This window comes from Streptomyces yerevanensis (assembly GCF_000716805.1).
In the GTDB taxonomy this organism is placed as follows: domain Bacteria; phylum Actinomycetota; class Actinomycetes; order Streptomycetales; family Streptomycetaceae; genus Streptomyces; species Streptomyces flaveus.
Window position 1 is genome coordinate 33,392 of record NZ_JNWJ01000018.1, and the last position, 17,339, is coordinate 50,730.

22 protein-coding genes and 1 pseudogene are annotated in these 17,339 nt (G+C 68.9%); 10 read left to right on the forward strand and 13 right to left on the reverse strand.

The window, feature by feature from the left end:
* Window positions 1-4 precede the first annotated feature (4 nt).
* The 6 genes from OP79_RS20200 to OP79_RS20225 form a co-directional block, all read right to left on the reverse strand.
* The gene (locus tag OP79_RS20200; protein WP_033321768.1) at window positions 5-733 is read right to left on the reverse strand and encodes an ABC transporter permease; all 729 of its coding nucleotides are present in this window, start codon (window positions 731-733) and stop codon (window positions 5-7) included.
* Between the two features lie 86 nt (window positions 734-819).
* On the reverse strand, window positions 820-1,806 hold the full coding sequence (locus OP79_RS20205) for a daunorubicin resistance protein DrrA family ABC transporter ATP-binding protein (protein ID WP_033321682.1): 987 nt from the start codon (window positions 1,804-1,806) through the stop codon (window positions 820-822).
* A 138-nt stretch (window positions 1,807-1,944) separates the two neighbouring features.
* Window positions 1,945-2,586 carry a PadR family transcriptional regulator gene (locus tag OP79_RS20210; protein WP_033321683.1) on the reverse strand — a complete coding sequence of 214 codons (642 nt, stop codon included), beginning with the start codon at window positions 2,584-2,586 and terminating at the stop codon, window positions 1,945-1,947.
* 24 nt (window positions 2,587-2,610) lie between these two features.
* Window positions 2,611-3,159: a DinB family protein gene (locus OP79_RS20215; RefSeq protein WP_033321684.1), complete on the reverse strand. Its 549-nt coding sequence runs from the start codon at window positions 3,157-3,159 to the stop codon at window positions 2,611-2,613.
* Between the two features lie 96 nt (window positions 3,160-3,255).
* Window positions 3,256-4,716, reverse strand: coding sequence for an aldehyde dehydrogenase family protein (locus tag OP79_RS20220; RefSeq protein ID WP_033321685.1), 1,461 nt, complete (start codon window positions 4,714-4,716; stop codon window positions 3,256-3,258).
* A 169-nt stretch (window positions 4,717-4,885) separates the two neighbouring features.
* Complete coding sequence (locus OP79_RS20225; RefSeq protein WP_051744772.1) at window positions 4,886-5,710, reverse strand: helix-turn-helix domain-containing protein; 825 nt, start codon at window positions 5,708-5,710, stop codon at window positions 4,886-4,888.
* 387 nt (window positions 5,711-6,097) lie between these two features.
* Here OP79_RS20225 and OP79_RS20230 point away from each other — a divergent pair, with 387 nt between their 5' ends.
* Window positions 6,098-6,574 carry an ATP-binding protein gene (locus tag OP79_RS20230; RefSeq protein ID WP_033321687.1) on the forward strand — a complete coding sequence of 159 codons (477 nt, stop codon included), beginning with the start codon at window positions 6,098-6,100 and terminating at the stop codon, window positions 6,572-6,574.
* A gap of 66 nt (window positions 6,575-6,640) precedes the next feature.
* Here OP79_RS20230 and OP79_RS20235 read toward each other — a convergent pair whose 3' ends face one another.
* From OP79_RS20235 to rpmG, 5 genes are all read right to left on the reverse strand, one after another.
* Window positions 6,641-6,859: a DUF397 domain-containing protein gene (locus OP79_RS20235; protein WP_051744783.1), complete on the reverse strand. Its 219-nt coding sequence runs from the start codon at window positions 6,857-6,859 to the stop codon at window positions 6,641-6,643.
* A gap of 388 nt (window positions 6,860-7,247) precedes the next feature.
* Window positions 7,248-7,481 (reverse strand): 30S ribosomal protein S18, encoded by a 234-nt coding sequence (rpsR, locus tag OP79_RS20240; protein ID WP_033321689.1) that lies wholly within the window; start codon window positions 7,479-7,481, stop codon window positions 7,248-7,250.
* Between the two features lie 3 nt (window positions 7,482-7,484).
* Window positions 7,485-8,609: a CobW family GTP-binding protein gene (locus OP79_RS20245; protein WP_033321690.1), complete on the reverse strand. Its 1,125-nt coding sequence runs from the start codon at window positions 8,607-8,609 to the stop codon at window positions 7,485-7,487.
* The gene (locus tag OP79_RS20250) at window positions 8,609-8,863 is read right to left on the reverse strand and encodes a type B 50S ribosomal protein L31 (RefSeq protein WP_033321691.1); all 255 of its coding nucleotides are present in this window, start codon (window positions 8,861-8,863) and stop codon (window positions 8,609-8,611) included. The genes OP79_RS20245 and OP79_RS20250 overlap by 1 nt, the downstream gene beginning before the upstream one ends.
* A gap of 5 nt (window positions 8,864-8,868) precedes the next feature.
* Window positions 8,869-9,033, reverse strand: a complete 165-nt coding sequence (gene rpmG / locus OP79_RS20255) for a 50S ribosomal protein L33 (protein WP_033321692.1) — start codon at window positions 9,031-9,033, stop codon at window positions 8,869-8,871.
* A 72-nt stretch (window positions 9,034-9,105) separates the two neighbouring features.
* Here rpmG and rpmB point away from each other — a divergent pair, with 72 nt between their 5' ends.
* The 3 genes from rpmB (at window position 9,106) to OP79_RS20270 (ending at window position 10,230) form a co-directional block, all read left to right on the forward strand.
* Window positions 9,106-9,342 carry a 50S ribosomal protein L28 gene (gene rpmB, locus OP79_RS20260; protein WP_033321693.1) on the forward strand — a complete coding sequence of 79 codons (237 nt, stop codon included), beginning with the start codon at window positions 9,106-9,108 and terminating at the stop codon, window positions 9,340-9,342.
* Complete coding sequence (gene rpsN, locus OP79_RS20265) at window positions 9,342-9,647, forward strand: 30S ribosomal protein S14 (RefSeq protein WP_033321694.1); 306 nt, start codon at window positions 9,342-9,344, stop codon at window positions 9,645-9,647. The genes rpmB and rpsN overlap by 1 nt, the downstream gene beginning before the upstream one ends.
* Window positions 9,648-9,726: 79 nt before the next feature.
* Window positions 9,727-10,230, forward strand: a complete 504-nt coding sequence (locus OP79_RS20270; protein ID WP_033321695.1) for a hypothetical protein — start codon at window positions 9,727-9,729, stop codon at window positions 10,228-10,230.
* Between the two features lie 160 nt (window positions 10,231-10,390).
* Here OP79_RS20270 and OP79_RS20275 read toward each other — a convergent pair whose 3' ends face one another.
* On the reverse strand, window positions 10,391-11,518 hold the full coding sequence (locus OP79_RS20275) for a DUF2786 domain-containing protein (protein WP_245685394.1): 1,128 nt from the start codon (window positions 11,516-11,518) through the stop codon (window positions 10,391-10,393).
* 38 nt (window positions 11,519-11,556) lie between these two features.
* Between OP79_RS20275 and OP79_RS20280 the strand changes: the two are divergent.
* The 6 genes and pseudogenes from OP79_RS20280 to OP79_RS20305 all read left to right on the forward strand — a co-directional run.
* Window positions 11,557-11,994 (forward strand): annotated as a pseudogene (locus OP79_RS20280) (DUF5753 domain-containing protein); the annotation flags it as partial.
* Window positions 11,991-12,242, forward strand: a complete 252-nt coding sequence (locus OP79_RS20285) for a DUF397 domain-containing protein (protein WP_033321697.1) — start codon at window positions 11,991-11,993, stop codon at window positions 12,240-12,242. The pseudogene OP79_RS20280 and the gene OP79_RS20285, both read left to right, overlap by 4 nt.
* A 104-nt stretch (window positions 12,243-12,346) precedes the next feature.
* On the forward strand, window positions 12,347-12,976 hold the full coding sequence (locus OP79_RS50465) for a TetR/AcrR family transcriptional regulator (protein WP_157857333.1): 630 nt from the start codon (window positions 12,347-12,349) through the stop codon (window positions 12,974-12,976).
* 31 nt (window positions 12,977-13,007) lie between these two features.
* Window positions 13,008-13,616, forward strand: a complete 609-nt coding sequence (locus tag OP79_RS20295) for a Uma2 family endonuclease (RefSeq protein WP_033321698.1) — start codon at window positions 13,008-13,010, stop codon at window positions 13,614-13,616.
* Window positions 13,617-13,779: 163 nt separating this feature from the next.
* Window positions 13,780-14,511 (forward strand): Clp protease N-terminal domain-containing protein, encoded by a 732-nt coding sequence (locus OP79_RS20300; RefSeq protein WP_033321699.1) that lies wholly within the window; start codon window positions 13,780-13,782, stop codon window positions 14,509-14,511.
* Between the two features lie 87 nt (window positions 14,512-14,598).
* A complete protein-coding gene (locus OP79_RS20305; protein ID WP_033321700.1) occupies window positions 14,599-16,290 on the forward strand; it encodes a bifunctional 3'-5' exonuclease/DNA polymerase in 1,692 nt (563 codons plus the stop codon).
* A gap of 34 nt (window positions 16,291-16,324) precedes the next feature.
* Here the strand turns inward: OP79_RS20305 and OP79_RS20310 are convergent, their stop codons facing one another.
* Entirely contained in the window at window positions 16,325-17,173 is an 849-nt protein-coding gene (locus OP79_RS20310; RefSeq protein WP_051744784.1) for a glycosyltransferase family 2 protein, read from the reverse strand.
* Window positions 17,174-17,339: the final 166 nt, after the last annotated feature.

A 17,339-nucleotide genomic window follows, 5' to 3' on the forward strand; every position in this document is an offset into this window, starting at 1 on the left:
GCGGCTACTTGCTCAGCGCCCCGAACCTCCGCACCGCCAGCGGGAAGAACACCGCCAGCAGGGCGAGCGGCCAGATGATAGCCGCCCAGACGTGGCCGGGCTCGCCGCCGGGGCTGCCGAGCAGGTCCCGTACCGCTGTGGCCGTGTGTGACATCGGGTTCCACTCGACCACCGTGCCCAGCCAGTCCGGCATGGACTTCGGGACCGCGAACGCGTTGGACAGGAAGCCGACCGGCCAGACCAGGATCTGCACGGCCTGCACCAGCTCCGGCTTTCCGGCCACCATCGCCAGCTGGATGCCGATCCACAGCATCGCGAACCGGAACAGCAGCAGCAGCCCCACGGCCCCCAGGAAGGACCCGAACGTGCCGTGCGCCCGCCAGCCGAGCGCATACGCGACGCCGATCAGCACGGCCAGACCCACCGCAGACTGGAGCATGTCGGCGGCCGAACGACCCACCAGGACCGCCCCATTGGTCATCGGCATCGACCGGAAGCGGTCGATCACTCCCTTGTTGAGGTCCTGGGTGACGGCGATCATCGTGGCCTCCAGACCGAAGGCCATGGTCAGCGCCAGCATCCCGGGCACCAGGAAGTCGATGTAGTCGCCCTCGACGCCCCGTCCGCCGCCGACCAGATAGCCGAACATCACCAGCAGCATCACGGGGAACACGAGCCCGACGACCATCTGCACCGGCTGCCGCGCCCAGTGGGCGAGTTCGCGCCGGGTCATGGTCCAGCAGTCGGTGAGGACGTACGCCCACCCACCGTCACGGCTCGTCTCGTACGTCGCCACGCGGCTCTCTTCGTACGTCGTACTCACACGGCCTCCTTCACAGCGTGATCGCGGTGATCGTCCCCTGTGGATCCTGTGGAGTCGTCTCCCGTGAGGTGCAGGAACACCTCGTCCAGCGTCGGCCGCCGCAGGGCGATGTCCTCCGCCTCTATCCCGGCCTCCTCCAGGGCGCGTACGGCCCCGGCGAGCGCCGCCATGCGGTCGGTGACCGGGGCGCTGAGGAGGCGGCGGTCGGCGTCCACGGAGATGTCGTCCTTGTCGAACGGCAACAGGGCTACGGCGGCGCCCAGTTGGCCGCCGTCCCGCAGGACCACGTCGATCCGGTCGCCGCCCGTCTTCGTCTTCAGTTCGTCCGCCGTGCCGTCCGCGATGACCCGGCCCCGGTCGACGACCGAGATGTGGTCGGCGAGCTGGTCGGCCTCTTCCAGGTACTGCGTGGTGAGCAGCACGGTCGTGCCGCCGCCGACCAGGGAGCGCACCGCGCCCCACACCTCCGCGCGGCCACGCGGGTCGAGCCCTGTGGTCGGTTCGTCGAGGAAGAGCACCTCCGGCTCCGTGATGAGGGAGGCGGCGAGGTCCAGTCGGCGCCGCATGCCGCCGCTGTACTGCTTCACCGCCTTGCGGCCCGTGTCCGCGAGACCGAAGCGCTCCAGGAGCTCGTCGGCCCGCACGCGCGCGTGGCGGGCGCCCAGGTGGTAGAGGCGCCCGAACATCTCCAGGTTCTGCCGTCCGCCGAGTTCCTCGTCGAGCGCGGCGTGCTGGCCGAGCAGGCCGATGCGTCGCCGCACCCGGCCGGCCTCCCGTACGACGTCGTACCCGGCGACCTCCGCGCGCCCCTCGTCCGGCCGCAGCAGCGTGGTCAGCACGCGTACCGCGGTGGTCTTGCCGGCTCCGTTCGGCCCGAGCAGACCGTGCACGGTGCCGCTCCGCACCGCCAGATCCAGCCCGTCCAGGGCCGCCTTGTCCCCGTATCGCTTCCGTACGCCCTCGACGACGATCGCGTCGGTCATCCGGCTCCCTCCGGTACAGCTTAGTCAAACTTGACTAGTAGCTTGTCCGTGAAAGGTATGCCCACCGGGCCAATTAGTCAAACTTGATTAATCCCAGCCGACCGAGCGCGCTCGGCCCCACACGCCCGACTCTCCGACTCAGCGCGCGTCCCCCGCATGCCGCTCCCCCGTCGCGTACGGATTCTCCTGGCCCTCCGCGAGCACCCCCACGAACGGTTCCCCCTCGCCCGCGAAGGTGTACGCCCCGCCCCGGATCCGCTCGATCAGGCCGCGGGTCCACTCGGCGCCCGTGTCGGCCGAGTGGACCCAGAAGTTCATGATCTCGCCGATGTGGCCGAGCTGTTCGGGGCCGTCCTCGGGCGTGTAGTACTCGGTGACGGCTTTGCGCCACTCCTCTATGGCGAGCACCCGTTCCTCGAGGAGTTCGAGGACCTCCTCACGGTCCAGGTCGACCATGAAGCCGAGCGCGGCCGAGAGCGCGTCCGGCCTCTGGTCGTACGCGGTCAGGGACCCGCGAAGCAGCGTGAGGAACTCCTCGGTGCCCTTCTCCGTGATCTCGTACTCGGTGCGCGGCGGGCCGCCGGCCGTGGAGGGCGCGATCTCGTGCGCGCGCAGCAGGCCCTGCTTCGCCATCTGCTTGAGCGCGTGGTAGATCGAGCCCGGCTTGGCGTTGGACCACTCGTGCGCGCCCCAGTACTCCAGGTCGTTGCGCACCTGGTAGCCGTGGGCCCGGCCGTGCTGACGGACAGCACCGAGAACGAGAAGACGGATCGCTGACATGGGGCCAGCGTAGAACCGCGCGGGTCAGCCCCAGCTCGTGCCCTGCTCCAGAGCGACGAGCTCGAAGGCCGTCTTCCCGTCCAGGGACTCGCGGATGATGTCGGCGTGACCGGCGTGCCGGGCCGTCTCGCGGATCAGGTGCAGGCACAGCCAGCGCATGGAGAGCCATTCATCCTTCGGATTCCAGGACGTCTTCGGCAGCAAGAAGGTGTCGTCGAGGCTGGGCACCGACCGGATGAACGCCTCCGTCTCGGCCGCGACCTTCTCCCAGTACGCGAGCTGCGACTCGAGCGTCTCGTCACCCGCGAGCTGGAAACACTCGTGCCAGTTCGACTCGTCCCGGTGCACCGCGGGGGCCTCCTGCCTGGCCCGCGCGATCCACCCCTGCTCGACCTCGGCAACATGCTTGACCAGCCCCGCGAGCGACAACTCACTGACACTGGGCCGCGAAGCCGCCTGCTCCTCCGTCAGCCCGAGCACCGCCCGGCGAATACCCCCACGCTGCTCCTCCAGAAAGGAGAGCAGCGCCCCACGCTCATCGCCCTGCGCCTCTGCGGAAACGTGAGCAACCATGACCGGCCGCCTTTCGTCGGTACGTCCTCTTGCCTGACACCGACGAAGCTATGGGCCATGTAGGTCAGATTCTGTCCGCGAGAGGCCGCCAGGGCCTCAGAACGGAAAGAAGCTCCGCCCATGCTGCACAGAGATCCACTTCTGCGTCGTGAACGCCTCGACCGTCGCCTCGCCGTTCAGGCGGCCGATGCCGGAGGACTTCTCGCCGCCGAAGGCGACCAGCGGCTCGTCGTGGACCGTGCCGTCGTTCACGTGGAACATGCCTGTGTCGATCTGCTTGGCGAAGGAGACGCCTCGCTCGATGTTGGCGGTGTGCACGGCGCCGCTCAGGCCGTACGGGGTGTCGTTGACGAGGCGTACGGCCTCCTCCTCGCCGTCGAACGGGATGAGGAGCGCGACCGGGCCGAAGACCTCCTGCTGGAGGATCGCCGCGTCGGCGGGCAGACCCGTCAGGACGCTCGGCTCGACGAGGTTGTCGGTGGTGGAGCCGTGCACGAGCGCGGTGGCGCCCTCGGCGATCGCCTGGTCGACGGCGCCCGAAATGGCGTCCGCCTGCGAGGAGTTGATGACCGGGCCGATGACCGTCTGCGGGTCGCGCGGGTCGCCCGCCTTCAGGGTCTTCACCTTGGCGACGAACTTCTCGGTGAACTCCGCCTCGATCGAGCGGTCCACCAGCACACGGTTGGCGGCCATGCAGACCTGGCCCTGGTGCACGTACCGGCTGAAGACGGCCGCGTCGACCGCGTAGTCGATGTCGGCGTCGTCGAGGACCACCAGCGCGCTGTTGCCGCCGAGTTCGAGGACGGCGCGCTTGAACTGCGAGGCGCAGACCGTGGCGACGTGGCGGCCCACCTTGTCGGAGCCTGTGAAGGAGATGACCTTGGGGATCGGGTGCTCGATGAACGCGTCGCCGATCTCCGCGATGTCGGTGATCACGACGTTCAGCAGGCCGGCCGGCAGCCCCGCGTCCTCGAAGATCTTCGCGACCAGGGAGCCACCGCAGATCGGGGTGTTCTGGTGCGGCTTGAGGACCACGGCGTTGCCCAGCGCCAGGGCGGGCGCCACGGACTTCAGCGACAGCAGGAAGGGGAAGTTGAAGGGGCTGATCACACCGACGACGCCGACCGGAACGCGGTAGACGCGGTTCTCCTTGCCGTCGACCGGCGACGGAATGATCCGGCCCTCGGGACGCAGCGCCACATGGATCGCCTCGCGCAGGAACTCCTTGGCGAGGTGGAGTTCGAAGCCCGCCTTCAGATGCGTACCGCCGAGCTCGGCGATGATCGTCTCGGCGATCTCCTGCTCGCGGTCCTCGATGATCCGCAGGGCCTTCTCGAACACCCCGCGCCGCGCGTACGCGTTGGTCGCCGCCCACTCCTTCTGGACCCGGGCGGCGGCCTTGTAGGCCTGATCCACCTCGTCGACCGTGGCTATGGTGATCGACGCCAGCTTCTCACCGTCGTACGGGTTGAAGTCGATGATGTCCCAGGACCCCGTCCCCGGACGCCACTCTCCGTCGATGTACTGCTGAGCCAGGTCCGTGAAGTAGGACGACATGTGACCCTCATATCCCTTACTGCCGGGGCGGATCCCGCCCATGGCAGACACCCGCAGAAACCCGATCCGTGTCAAGGTCTGATCACGCGTCATCGTACTTGTGTTTCAAAGGACTTGAAGGGACTTGGAGGACCCTCTGGGGAGAAGCTGGAGAACCTGTGAAGGCTTTTCAGGACAGTTGCAGCAGGCCCCGCAGCACGTCCCGGCTCTCGTTCGGTCCCGGACTGTCGTCCTGGAGCTGCTGCATCGCCTTCCCGTACTGCGTGACGTCCTCATGCTTGTCCAGATACAGCGCGCTGGTGAGCTGCTCCAGATAGACCACGTCGGACAGATCGGACTCGGGGAAGGTGAGCACCGTGAAGGCGCCGCTCTCGCCGGCGTGCCCGCCGAAGCTGAACGGCATGACCTGAAGCCGTACGTTCGGCCGCTCGGACACCTCGATCAGATGCTGGAGCTGACCCCGCATCACTTCCCGGTCGCCGTACGGACGTCGCAGCGCCGCTTCGTCGAGTACGACATGGAAGTCCGGGGCGTTCTCGGACACCAGGTACTTCTGGCGCTCCATGCGCAGCGCCACGCGCTTGTCGATGTCGGCCACGCTCGCGTTCTTCATGCCGCGCTCGACGACCGCGTGCGCGTACGCCTCGGTCTGCAACAGGCCGTGCACGAACTGCACTTCGTACGACCGGATCAGGGACGCGGCGCCCTCCAGGCCGACGTAGGTCGGGAACCAGGTGGGCAGCACGTCCGAGTAGCTGTGCCACCAGCCCGCGACGTTGGCCTCCTTGGCGAGGGAGAGCAGTGAGTTGCGCTCCGTCTCGTCGGTGATGCCGTACAGCGTCAGCAGATCCTCGACGTCACGCGTTTTGAAGCTCACCCTCCCCAATTCCATGCGGCTGATCTTCGACTCGGAGGCCCGGATCGAGTATCCGGCCGCCTCTCGCGTGATCCCCCGCGACTCCCGCAGTCGCCTGAGTTGCGAGCCGAGCAGCATGCGTCGTACCACCGATCCCGACTCTTGCGCGCTCACGTTCGTCAGCCTCCCCAACTGTCTTCAGGGGCCGCAGTCTGCCACTAAAACACTCCACGGTGTACTCGTTCGGTTACACAAACGGCAAGACCTCCTGGGCAGTTGCACAGGAAGTTGCAAGGAGAAGACCAGCCAGAGAGTGGGCGGAGGGAGGTCAGGGGTAAGAAAACTGCAAGAAGTTGGCGGAAAAAATGAGCAAGAAGTGGTACGTCAAGGTCCAATTCAGGCACGTGCACGTGCATCTGCCCTTGCATCTGCCGAAAGCATTCGGAACCATGGTCTCGCGCCACCGCTGCATCGCAACGACCGCGAATCCCGGGAGTGCCTCGCATGGGGACGAATGGATCGACCATGCTCGAGCCGTTACGGCAGGGGCTTCCGCCACTGGATCCCGCGGCCGTGTCCAACGCCGCTTCCTGTGCTCTGCCCGCCCGCTACGAAGCGGTGCGCGACGCACGGAAGTTCACGCGCGGAACTCTGGACGAGTGGGACATAGGCGACCGCTTCGACGACGTGTGCCTGGTGGTCTCGGAGCTCGTCACCAACGCGCTGCGGCATGCGCTGCCCGCGGACACCCCACGCGGACCCGAGTTCGGTCCGCCCGTGCGGCTGCACTTGATGCACTGGACCGGGAGACTCGTGTGCGCCGTGCGCGATCCCAGTCACGACAGTCCGGAGGCGCGCGACTCGGACGACTTCTCGGCGGAGTCCGGGCGCGGCCTGTTCCTGGTGGACTCGTTCGCCGACAGCTGGGGGTGGCACCCGCTCGCGGGCACGCTCAACGGCAAGGTCGTGTGGGCGCTGTTCCGGCTCCACTCGGTCGGCTGAGGAACCGCGGCGCTTTTTCGCGCCGCGGTTCTACGCGCGTTACGGTGCGCGAGGGGGTGATCGCCCTCAGTTGCCCACCAGGTGGTCGAACTCGCCGTCCTTGATGCCCAGGAGCATGGCCTCGATCTCGGCGCGCGTGTAGACGAGCGCGGGCCCGTCCGGGAAGCGCGAGTTGCGCACCGCCACCTCGCCTCCGGGCAGCCGGGCGAACTCCACGCAGGAGCCTTGGGAATTGCTGTGCCTGCTCTTCTGCCAGGCCGCCCCATTCAGCTCCGTGGCAGCCATGCCGTTGTACACGTCGTGGTCCACAGGTCGCTCCCCGGTGGCGCAGTTGGCGTTTGGTGCCAGTGATGCGGTGGTCAACTGACCCGGATCATAGCCCTCTTCATGTGCGGATGCATGGGCAGATGCACGTGCACGCGCGGTGGTCCTGCGGTTACAGCACCCACTCGCGCCTCACACGTTGACAGCTGTCTCAGCGCCTGCCCCGGAGATCGCATCGCATGCGGCCTCCGGCCCCGTGCCGGTCGAACCCCTCGTACGTAGGAACAGACGTATCCCGCACGGTTTGTGTTCCATTGAACGGCCGCCGAACTGACTGCCCGTCAACGACAGCGGCCCTCCGCCGGCGGCATGAACACCGCTGGTGGAGGGCCGATGGGGTGGCGCGTGGCTACCGTGACGCGTACGGCAACAGTGCCATCTCCCGTGCGTTCTTGATCGCGCGGGCCAGCCGCCGCTGCTGCTGGGAAGAAACCCGAGTGACGCGGCGGCTGCGGATCTTGCCCCGGTCCGAGATGAACTTCCGCAGCAGGTCGGTGTCCTTGTAGTCGATGTACGTGATCCCGGCCACGTCCAAGGGGTTGGGGCGGGACTTCTGGGGCTTGCGTTCGGGCTTGCGGGGCATAGGTCAGACCTCCAGGAGGGTGTCGAAGGCGGGCGGGAGCTGTTTCCAGGCGGTGCGGCCCGCCGCGTACTCCGCGTCGGTCAACAGGCAGGATTCGAGGAGCCGTTCAAGACCGTCGCGGTCCAGCCCCGGAGACGTGAAGACCAGGTGCTGGCAGCAGTCGCCGTGCTCCGGGTCCCAGTCGAGGGCCGCCGCGGCGCGGCGTACCGGCGGCACCATCTCCCAGGCCGCGTCCGGCAGGGAGGCCAGCCAGGGGCCCGCGTTCTCGACGCACAGGGCGCCTCCGGCCGCGTCCCAGTGCAGCAGCGTGTCGGGCCGGTCGGCGAGCCAGAACCGGCCGCGGCTACGGGCCGCGGCGCAGGTCACGTCCTCCAGCGCCGCGTACAGCCGCTCCGGGTGGAAGGGACGCCGACGGTGCCATACGAGGGTGGAGACGCCGCACTCGTCCGCCTCGGCCGGCAGCAGTGCACAGGCCGGGTGCTGGGCGGCAGCGGCGGCTTCCACGTCGAAGCCGGCCAGTGCGGCACCCGCCAAGTCACCGTGGCCGAGCGGGACTTGGCGGGCGGTCGGATGGAGTTGCGCCAGCAGCGCCCGGTCCTCGTCGTCGGCCTCGTCGGACTCGGCGACGGCGAGCACGGGCGCGTACTCCAGCTGACGCGCGAACGTGTCGGCGATGGTGCGCTGGTCGGTGGCGGCAGCGGCGAGGCCCGCCTCCGCGAGGTCGTCGCCGTTGCCGAGATACGGCAGCACCAGGGCGGGGTCGACCGCCGTGATCACGCCGGTCAGCCGGAGCCCGGCGCCCGCGACGACCTCGGCCATCGCCTTGGGCTCGACCGACTCCCACAGCTCGACGACCGCGAGCCGCGTCGTCCCGTCCTCCGCGAGCCGCTCCAGCTCGGGCACCAGGTCCTCGCGCAGCGCACAGCACGCGCAGTCGTTGACGAGCGGCGCCTCACCGGTCGACACCGTCCCGCCGCTGTCGCGGATCGTGCGAACGACCGTGCCCTGCACGGCCGTTGCCAGGTCATGGTGCAGCGCGACGGCCCCCGGCACGTCCGCGAGCAGCCGGTCGACGGCTGCCTTTCGGGCGTCGACGTGCAGTCCGCCGACGATGGCGACGGACAGCATCAGCCGGCCTCGCGCTTGCCGTACCGCTTCTCGAAGCGCTCCACACGGCCCGCCGTGTCCAGCACGCGGGCCGTCCCCGTGTAGAAGGGGTGGCTCACGTTCGAGATCTCGACGTCGACGACCGGGTAGGTGTTGCCGTCCTCCCACTCGATCGTCTTCTCGCTCGTCATGGTCGAGCGGGTCAGGAAGGCGTAGTCGGCGGCACGGTCGCGGAAGACGACAGGGCCGTACGCCGGGTGAATCCCCTCACGCATCGGGATCAGCGCTCCTCTCGGAAGTCGACGTGGCGGCCCACGACGGGGTCGTACTTGCGCAGGGTCAGCCGGTCGGGGTCGTTACGCCGGTTCTTGCGCGTGACGTACGTGAAGCCGGTCCCGGCCGTGGACCGGAGCTTGATGACCGGACGGAGTTCGTTGCGTGCCATGTGGCTAGTATATGAAAACGGGTCCCGTTTCCAATAACGCGGGTCAGCGAGAAACCAGAGAGGTACGTCACCATGTCCGCCCACTGCATGCTGACCGGAGCCCAACCACGCTTCGGCAACACCATTTCCCACTCCCACCGGCGTACGTCCCGCCGCTTCGACCCCAACATCCAGAGCAAGCGCTACTGGCTGCCGAGCGAGGGCAGGCACGTACGGCTGAAGCTCAGCACGAAGGGGATCAAGACCGTCGACACGATCGGCGTCGAGGCGGCCGTGGCCAGGATTCGTGCCCGTGGGGTGAAGGTCTGATGGCAAAGAAGAGCAAGATCGCGAAGAACGAGAAGCGCCAGGAGATCGTCGCGCGGTACGCGGCCCGCCGGGCCGAGCTGAAGGAGATCATCCGCCGGCCGTCCTCCTCGGAGGCCGAAAAGCTCGCCGCCCGGGAGGAACTGCGCAGGCAGCCGCGCGACGCCAGCGCCACGCGCGTACGCAACCGGGACAGTGTGGACGGACGGCCGCGCGGGTACCTGCGCACCTTCGGGCTCTCGCGGGTGAATCTGCGCAAGCAGGCGCACGCGGGTTTTCTGCCCGGTGTGCGCAAATCGTCCTGGTAGACGGTCCTGCTGTACGCACTGGTAGCTTGCGGTCGACCAGCTTCTTCTGGCCCGACCCTTGGGGGCTTCAGTGACTTCGGTGACCTTCTCGCGCAGGCAGGCGCGGTTCGCGTCCGTGGCGGCGGGGCTGGCTGCCGCGCTCGTCCTGACCGGGTGCAGTGGCAGCGACGACGGGGGTGGGGACGAGGCCTCGTCGCCCCAGCCTCAGCCGAGCGCTGCGGCGAGTTCGGCTGACGCCGGCGGTGGCTCCGGTGGGGATGCGGCCGAGGCCGACGGGGTGGAAGGCAGCTGGGTCGCCACGAAGAACGGCAAGCTTGTCGCGTTGATGTTCGACGGTGCGAAGGTCGCGCTGTTCTCGACGGCTGGGTCCTGGTGCAGCGGGACCGCCGGGGAGACGTCGGGCACCCAGAAGATTGCCCTGAAGTGCAACGACGGCAGCAAGGACCGGGCCGAGGGCGTGATCGACTCCGTCAACTCCTCGACCATGAAGGTCACATGGGAGGGGTCCGGCGAGGAGACGTACACGCGGTCGGAGGACGGGAAGTGGCCTGAGGGATTGCCGACGGCCGGCTTGGGCTCCTGAGTCCGAGCCTTCTTCTTCCGGGCCTGCCTTCTTCCGGGCCTGCCTTCTTCCGGACCTGCTTCCGATGTCGCTGACGGTCCGTGGAATCCGATCCTTCGGGTTCCACGGGCCGTTCGGCTTTCCGGGTTCGGCTTTCCGGGGTTCTGTTTTCCGGGTGCGGTCAGGGGAGTTGCCGGTGCGGTTCGACCTGGGCCCGGTCCGCCGCCTCGGCGCCCTGGGTCCAGCCCGCCGCGTCGTTGACTCCACGCACGCGGGTCGTGGTCGTCTCCGGGAACATGCGGTCCGTTCGGTCGCTGACCGCGGCCTCGCGGGTGGCGAGGACCGGAAGGAGGTCCTCGGTCACCTGGGTTTCGGTGGCGGACGTCAGGCGGGTGGCGATGCGGTGGGCGTACGCCGCCAGGAACGACTGCCGGAAGGTCTTCGTACGGCGGCGACCGGACGCGCGGGCGGCTGCCTCCGCCTTCGTCATCGCGGCGGTGGCCTGCACGAGCAGTGAGGTGTGGAGGAGTTCGACCGCCTCCAGATCCGGCTCGAAGCCGACCATCGTGGAGAAGCCGAGAGATTCGTTCCATACGGCGCGGCAGCGGTTCGCGGCGGCGACCGCGTCGAGGAGGGTGGCCTTGGCCGTCTCGTACGGCGGGTCGATCCCTATCCGGCACGCGCCGGGCGCGTCGGCGGCGGGCGTACGCGCCGCGAGCAGGGCCTCGTCGATGCTGTGCCGCGCCATCAGCTCCTGCGCCTTGCCGGTGAGCGCCTCGGCCTCCTCCGGGAAACCGGTCGCTTCCGCCTTGGCGAGCAGGGCGCGGATACGGGGGAGCATGCGGGACTCGGGCGTTTTGTGGGTCGCCTTGTGGGGTGACTTTGCGATCGGGTCGTCGAGCGGTTCGAGGGGTGGCAGGCGGAGGAGTAGCCGGTAGAGCTCCAGTACGGCGGTCGCGTACGAGAAGCGGTCCGTTCGTACCGTGCCGGGGTCCAGGTCTTCGAGTTGGGCCGCCCATCGACGTCCGCGTGGCTGCTTGTGGCGGGCCTCCGCACCGAGGATCAGGCCCGACACCAGGCGTACGTGCGTCTCGTCCAGCTCGCGTCGCACGATCCGTACGACATCGGCGGGCTGCCAGCCGCGCCGCCAGGCTGTGGCGATGAACTCCTCGCCGCGCAGGGCGAGTTCGGCGTCTGCCGAGGGGTCGGCGGCGAGCAGGGACGCGGCCGTGTCGAGGGCCGTGTCGGTGTCGGCGTAGAGGGCGGTTTTGAAGGTGCGGTCCACGGTGCCGGGTGTACTCGTACTCACGTGTTCGATCGTGTCACGGCTCTTCGGGGAGGCTCACCGAGGACAAGGTGGAGGAGCTGGTCGAGGCACGTATGGCACGCAAGGCGCTCTTCGACCGCGACCCGACCGCGATGATCGAGTTGCTCCTCGACGAGTCGGTGCTGAAGCGGCCGTTCGGCCCCTGGGATGTGCATCGCGAGCAGTTGCACTCGCTCGCAGAGGACGCCGAGCGGGACAATGTCAGCATCCAAGTGATGCCTCTGGAGCGCGGCTTGCGGGGCAGTCATGCGGGTGCCCGTGGCGACATGATCCAGGTGGAGACCAAGGAGCACCACCACGTGGTCTACATGGAGATCGAGGACGAGAGCATCCTGGTCAGCGATCTCGCCAAGGTCGCCCAACTCTCGCACCGCTATGCGAAGATCCGCTCACAGGCTCTGAGCCCGGACGACTCCCTGAGCCTCATCCAGCGGTTGGCAGGAGAAGAGCGTCAATGAACAGCACACCGCAGTGGTTCAAGTCGAGCTACAGCAATGACAGCGGCGGCGCTTGCCTCGAAGTCGCGTATGCCTGGCGCAAGTCGACGTACAGCGACGGCGGCGGCGGCAACTGCGTCGAGATGGCCACCTGCCCCCACGCCACCACCATCCACATCCGCGACTCCAAGAACGCCGACGGCCCCACCCTCACCGTCTCCGGCGAAGCCTGGACCGCCCTCCTCACCACCCTCCCCGCGAAAATGTGACACCTGCACCCCGATCTGTCACATTTCCGCGCACACCCCTCCCCTCCGGGGGACCCGCAGCCAGTCCAGGCGCGGGCCCGCCACCGCCACGGCACGCTGCCCACATGAGCATCCACGCGCCGCCGGGAATGGGCACCGTCTACCGAGCCGTGCTCGCCACGCTGGCCGAGCACGGCCCGCGCCGTCCGCCCATCGCGGAGATCGCGCGGCGGGCCGCCACCAACCGTCAGTACCTGTACCGGAACTGGCCGGACTTCCAGGTCCTGACCCGGGACGCATGTGAGGCGGAGCTGGACCGCCTGCTGTACGTGGCGAGCGACACGGGCGGCACACTGCCGCCGCCCTGCCGAGTACCGGCGCAGATCGTGCGCGCGGCCCGGCTGCTGCGCGAGCATCCCGTGACGCGCGCGACCGCCCGTACGAGTCCCGATCTGCTCCTCGTCGCCCTGACGAGACCGGCCACCGCACTGCACGCACGAGCCCTGTACTGGGTACAGGCCCGCCTCTACGAGTGGCGCCCCGGCACGGACCACTCGACCATGGCCCGCACCCTGTTCACCGTGACGGCACCGTTCGCCCTCGTACCGCCCCCATCGGACGACCCTTCCGACCGGGAACTCCTCAACACCCGCCTGAGTACAGCCCTGCACGCTTGTCTGGGCCTCGCCCCGGCCTGCTCGGACTGTTCCCACAAGGCCGAGCGGAGCCCGTACACGCCCGGATACGCTGAGTAGTGAATGGCCTGCTTCGCACGAAAGGCGCATCATGACGGTGATGCTGGAACGACCGACGATAAGCGGCACTGAACCCCCCAGCTTCGAGGGCATGCTGGACGCCCTCGACGAGCTGCACGTGCCCGACGGCTACAAGGCCGAGATCATCAAGGGGAACATCGTCTTGTCGCCGTGGTCGAAGGGGTACTACCTCGACGTGATGGATCTGATCTGCGATCAGCTGCGTCCTCACCTGCCCGACGGGCATCGGATCAGCTCGTCGCCTGCGCTGTTCGTGTTCCCCGGGATCGAGCGCGCGTACGGCCCTGACATCCATGTGGCTCACCGGAAGGCCCGCCGGACCGAGAGCAACAAACTGGACGGGGAGGCCCTCTCCTTGGTCGCCGAACTGACCTCGCCCTCCACCCGAGACGACGACCTGACCGACAAGGTCGAGACCTACGGGAAGGCAGGCGTCCCCGTCTACCTGATCCTCGACATGCAGGAGGAGCAGGCCACCGTCCTCTGGACTCCGTCCGCCAAGGGATACGAATCCCACCTCACCGTGCCGTTCGGCAAGAAGCTCCACATCCCCGAGCCGTTCGACTGCACGCTCGACACCGCCGGGTTCCAAGCCCCGCAGGAGCCCGAGGACGGCTGACAGCGAGGACAAAGCGGAGAGGGGCGCCCGGACCGGGCGCCCCTCTTTTCGGTCAGCACCAGATGAACGAGTTGATCTCGCCGCAGCCGCCGGGTGGCCGGGGCCCCGGAGGTGACGTCAACTCGAGGTTGACACTCATTCACTGTCAACCTACGGTTGACACATGACCGAGAACTCACCCGCCACCGCATCCGTACGTCTCGACGACCTCATCGAAGCCATCAAGAAGGTCCACACCGACGCGCTCGACCAGCTCCAGGACGCGGTGATCGCCGCGGACCACCTCGGCGACGTGGCCGATCACCTGATCGGGCACTTCGTGGACCAGGCCCGGCGTTCGGGCGCGTCCTGGACGGACATCGGCAAGAGCATGGGGGTCACCCGGCAGGCCGCCCAGAAGCGGTTCGTGCCGAAGGCCGAGTCGGACCTCGACCCCAGCCAGGGCTTCAGCCGCTACACGCCACGGGCCAGGAACGTGGTGGTCGTCTCCCAGGAGAAAGCCAGGACCGCGGGCAACGACCAGATCCGCACCGAGCACCTGGTCCTCGGCCTGATCGCCGAACCGGACGGCCTCGGGGCGAAGGCGATCACCGCGCAGGGCGTCACCCTGGACGCCGTGCGCGAGGCCGCGACCGCCGCCCTCCCGCCGCGCGCCGAGAGCATCCCCGCACTCATCCCCTTCGACGGCAGCGCCAAGAAGGTCCTCGAACTGACCTTCCGCGAGGCCCTGCGCCTCGGCCACAACTACATCGGCACGGAGCACATCCTGCTCGCACTGCTGGAGCACGAGGCCGGCACGGGCCTGCTCAGCGGGCTCGGCGTCGACAAGGCTGCGGTCGAGGCGAACATCGCGAAGGCGCTGGAGAAGATCCGCCAGTCCCTCCAGGAGGAATGACCGACCGCGACCTGTGCCCGGCGCTGAACACGGCCCTGAACTTGCAAGTCAGGGCCGTTGTCAGACCCTCCTGCGAGACTCGCAGTCATGACCGACCGGTGGGCTCTCGCGCCGACCGAGGACGGCGGCGCGGAGCTCGCCCCCCTCGGCCCCGACGGGGTGCCCGCCGGACCGCTCCTCAAGGAGCCGGACCTCGCGGAGTCCGTACGGTCCCGGCCGGACGTCACGCGCTGGGTGTGGCGGTCGACGGCCGAGGTCTACCCCCGGCTGCACGACGCGGGCGTCCGTGTGGAGCGGTGTTACGACATGGAGGCCGCCGAGACCCTCCTCCTCGGCCACGAAGGACGCCTCGGCGAGCCCCGCTCGGCGGCCGCTGCCCTGGCCAGGCTGCGCGGCGGCCCCGTACCGCCGGACCCACCGCAGCGTTCCGCCGAACCGGGCTCGCAGTCCTCCCTGTTCGAGCCGCGCCCCGTGCACGTACCGCTGGAACAACTCATAGAGGTGTATGAGCACCAGCAGCGAAGACACGACGCGACCGCGCACCCCGAGCGGATGCGGCTGCTGACGGCCGCCGAGTCGGCGGGCACGCTGGTGGCCGCCGAGATGAACGCGGCCGGGCTGCCGTGGAGCGCGGACGTGCACCGCGAAGTGCTGTATGAACTGCTCGGCGAGCGGTACGCGGGCGGGGGCGAGCCACGACGCCTTGCCGAGCTGACGGACGAGGTGTCGGCCGCGTTCGGGCGCCGGGTGCGGCCCGATCTGCCCGCGGACGTGGTCAAGGCCTTCGCGCAGGCCGGGATCAAGGTGAAGTCCACGCGTCGCTGGGAGATCGAGACGGTCGACCATCCGGCCGTGAAACCACTCGTCGAGTACAAGAAGCTGTACCGGATCTGGGTGGCGCACGGCTGGTCGTGGCTGCAGGACTGGGTGCGGGACGGACGGTTCCGGCCGGAGTATCTGCCGGGCGGGACGGTCACCGGGCGCTGGGTGACCAATGGCGGGGGCGCGCTGCAGATCCCCAAGGTGATCCGTCGCGCCGTGATCGCCGACCCGGGCTGGCGGCTCGTCGTGGCGGACGCCGATCAGATGGAGCCGCGCGTACTGGCCGCGATCTCGCGCGACCCGGGCCTGATGGAGGTCGCGGGCCGGGAGACCGACCTCTACCAGTCCGTCTCCGACCGCGCCTTCTCCGGCAACCGCGACCAGGCGAAGCTCGCGGTGCTCGGCGCGGTGTACGGGCAGACGTCCGGGGACGGCCTCAAGAACCTCGCCGCACTGCGCCGCCGCTTCCCCAAAGCGGTCGCGTACGTCGACGACGCGGCGCGGGCGGGCGAGGAGGGACGGCTCGTGCGTACGTGGCTGGGGCGGACGTGCCCTCCGGCGGTGGGCGCCGCGGACTCGGCCGAGGAGGCGGGGATTCCGCAGGACGAGCCGGCTGTCGAGGCCGCCGACGCCGACGAGTGGGTGCCGGGTTACGCCTCCACCAACTCCCGCGCCCGTGGCCGCTTCGCCCGTAACTTCGTCGTCCAGGGCAGCGCCGCCGACTGGACCCTGCTCGTCCTCGCCGCCCTCCGCCGCGCCTGCCGGGACATGGCCGCCGAGCTGGTCTTCTTCCAGCACGACGAGGTGATCGTGCACTGTCCGGCCGAGGAGGCGGACGCGGTGGTCACGGCGGTACGGGAGGCGGCGGACCTGGCGGGCCGGCTGACGTTCGGCGAGACGCCGGTGCGGTTTCCGTTCACGACGGCGGTGGTCGAGCGCTACGCCGACGCCAAATAGCCGAGTAAGGGCACGTACGCCGACGACGGCGGCCTCAGATGACCGGCGGTCGCCCCAGCCGTGCGAGGTGCCACACGGTTCGCCAGCGCATCGGCCGCCGTTCGCCGCCCGGCTCCCGCAGGCCCTCCACGAAGCCGCCGAACCAGGCGCGCAGGCCGCCGACGGAGCGCGTACGCAGGAGGGTCAGCGCGATCCAGACGCCCAGGTGGACGGGGATGAGCGGGAGGGGCAGCCGGCGCCTGGTCAGCCAGACGCGGTTGCGGGCGGTGACCCGGTGGTAGATGGCGTGCCGGGCGGGGGAGGTCTTGGGGTGCTGGAGGAGCAGTTCCGGTACGTACCGGATGGTCCAGCCGGCGTCGGCGGCCCGCCACGCCAGGTCGGTCTCCTCGTGCGCGAAGAAGAACTCCGCGGGCCAGTCGCCGATCTCCGCGAGCATCTTCATGGAGAGGGCGTGCGCGCCCCCGAGGAAGCCGGTCACGAGTCCGCCGCGCAGCGGGTCCTTGGCGCCGAGCCGGGGCACATGGCGCCGCTGGGTCTCGCCGTGCTCGTCGGCGATGCGGAAAGCCACGATGCCCAGGCGCGGATCGGCGGCGTACAAGTCCCGTACTTTGCTGAGGACATCCGTGTCGACGAGCAGTCCGTCGTCGTCCAGCTCGACGACGACGTCCACGTCGCCGAACTCCCGCAGCTGCCGCAGCGCGACGTTCCGGCCGCCCGGACAGCCGAGGTTCTCGTCGAGCTCGATGGTGGTGACCTCGCAGGGAAGCCCGGTGAACTCGGGAAGGGGGCAGCCGTTCCCCACGACCACGACTCTTGCCGGCGGGAGGTCCTGCTTGGCCACCGAGACCAGCAGCGCTTCGACCTCCACGGGTCGATTCCCCATGGTCACCACGGCAACGGCGATCCGCGGTTCGACCGACACGATGCCCACCTCACTCCCTCGACAACGGGGACGATGCTAGCCGTTAATGCTAAGGAGGCCCTAAGTACACCCTGAGTTGAAGCTTGTGTCGGTGAACAAGAACCTCGGGGTCCCTTTCCTCGTACGT

Excerpts from the sequence above, each read along its gene's own strand:
- OP79_RS20200 (WP_033321768.1), bottom strand. The coding sequence starts at position 733 with ATGACCCGGCGCGAACTCGCCCACTGGGCGCGGCAGCCGGTGCAGATG.
- OP79_RS20205 (WP_033321682.1), bottom strand. The coding sequence starts at position 1,806 with ATGACCGACGCGATCGTCGTCGAGGGCGTACGGAAGCGATACGGGGAC.
- OP79_RS20210 (WP_033321683.1), bottom strand. The coding sequence starts at position 2,586 with ATGTCAGCGATCCGTCTTCTCGTTCTCGGTGCTGTCCGTCAGCACGGC.
- OP79_RS20215 (WP_033321684.1), bottom strand. The coding sequence starts at position 3,159 with ATGGTTGCTCACGTTTCCGCAGAGGCGCAGGGCGATGAGCGTGGGGCG.
- OP79_RS20220 (WP_033321685.1), bottom strand. The coding sequence starts at position 4,716 with ATGTCGTCCTACTTCACGGACCTGGCTCAGCAGTACATCGACGGAGAG.
- OP79_RS20225 (WP_051744772.1), bottom strand. The coding sequence starts at position 5,710 with ATGCTGCTCGGCTCGCAACTCAGGCGACTGCGGGAGTCGCGGGGGATC.
- OP79_RS20230 (WP_033321687.1), top strand. The coding sequence starts at position 6,098 with ATGCTCGAGCCGTTACGGCAGGGGCTTCCGCCACTGGATCCCGCGGCC.
- OP79_RS20235 (WP_051744783.1), bottom strand. The coding sequence starts at position 6,859 with ATGGCTGCCACGGAGCTGAATGGGGCGGCCTGGCAGAAGAGCAGGCAC.
- rpsR (WP_033321689.1), bottom strand. The coding sequence starts at position 7,481 with ATGCCCCGCAAGCCCGAACGCAAGCCCCAGAAGTCCCGCCCCAACCCC.
- OP79_RS20245 (WP_033321690.1), bottom strand. The coding sequence starts at position 8,609 with ATGCTGTCCGTCGCCATCGTCGGCGGACTGCACGTCGACGCCCGAAAG.
- OP79_RS20250 (WP_033321691.1), bottom strand. The coding sequence starts at position 8,863 with ATGCGTGAGGGGATTCACCCGGCGTACGGCCCTGTCGTCTTCCGCGAC.
- rpmG (WP_033321692.1), bottom strand. The coding sequence starts at position 9,033 with ATGGCACGCAACGAACTCCGTCCGGTCATCAAGCTCCGGTCCACGGCC.
- rpmB (WP_033321693.1), top strand. The coding sequence starts at position 9,106 with ATGTCCGCCCACTGCATGCTGACCGGAGCCCAACCACGCTTCGGCAAC.
- rpsN (WP_033321694.1), top strand. The coding sequence starts at position 9,342 with ATGGCAAAGAAGAGCAAGATCGCGAAGAACGAGAAGCGCCAGGAGATC.
- OP79_RS20285 (WP_033321697.1), top strand. The coding sequence starts at position 11,991 with ATGAACAGCACACCGCAGTGGTTCAAGTCGAGCTACAGCAATGACAGC.
- OP79_RS50465 (WP_157857333.1), top strand. The coding sequence starts at position 12,347 with ATGAGCATCCACGCGCCGCCGGGAATGGGCACCGTCTACCGAGCCGTG.
- OP79_RS20295 (WP_033321698.1), top strand. The coding sequence starts at position 13,008 with ATGACGGTGATGCTGGAACGACCGACGATAAGCGGCACTGAACCCCCC.
- OP79_RS20300 (WP_033321699.1), top strand. The coding sequence starts at position 13,780 with ATGACCGAGAACTCACCCGCCACCGCATCCGTACGTCTCGACGACCTC.
- OP79_RS20305 (WP_033321700.1), top strand. The coding sequence starts at position 14,599 with ATGACCGACCGGTGGGCTCTCGCGCCGACCGAGGACGGCGGCGCGGAG.
- OP79_RS20310 (WP_051744784.1), bottom strand. The coding sequence starts at position 17,173 with ATGGGGAATCGACCCGTGGAGGTCGAAGCGCTGCTGGTCTCGGTGGCC.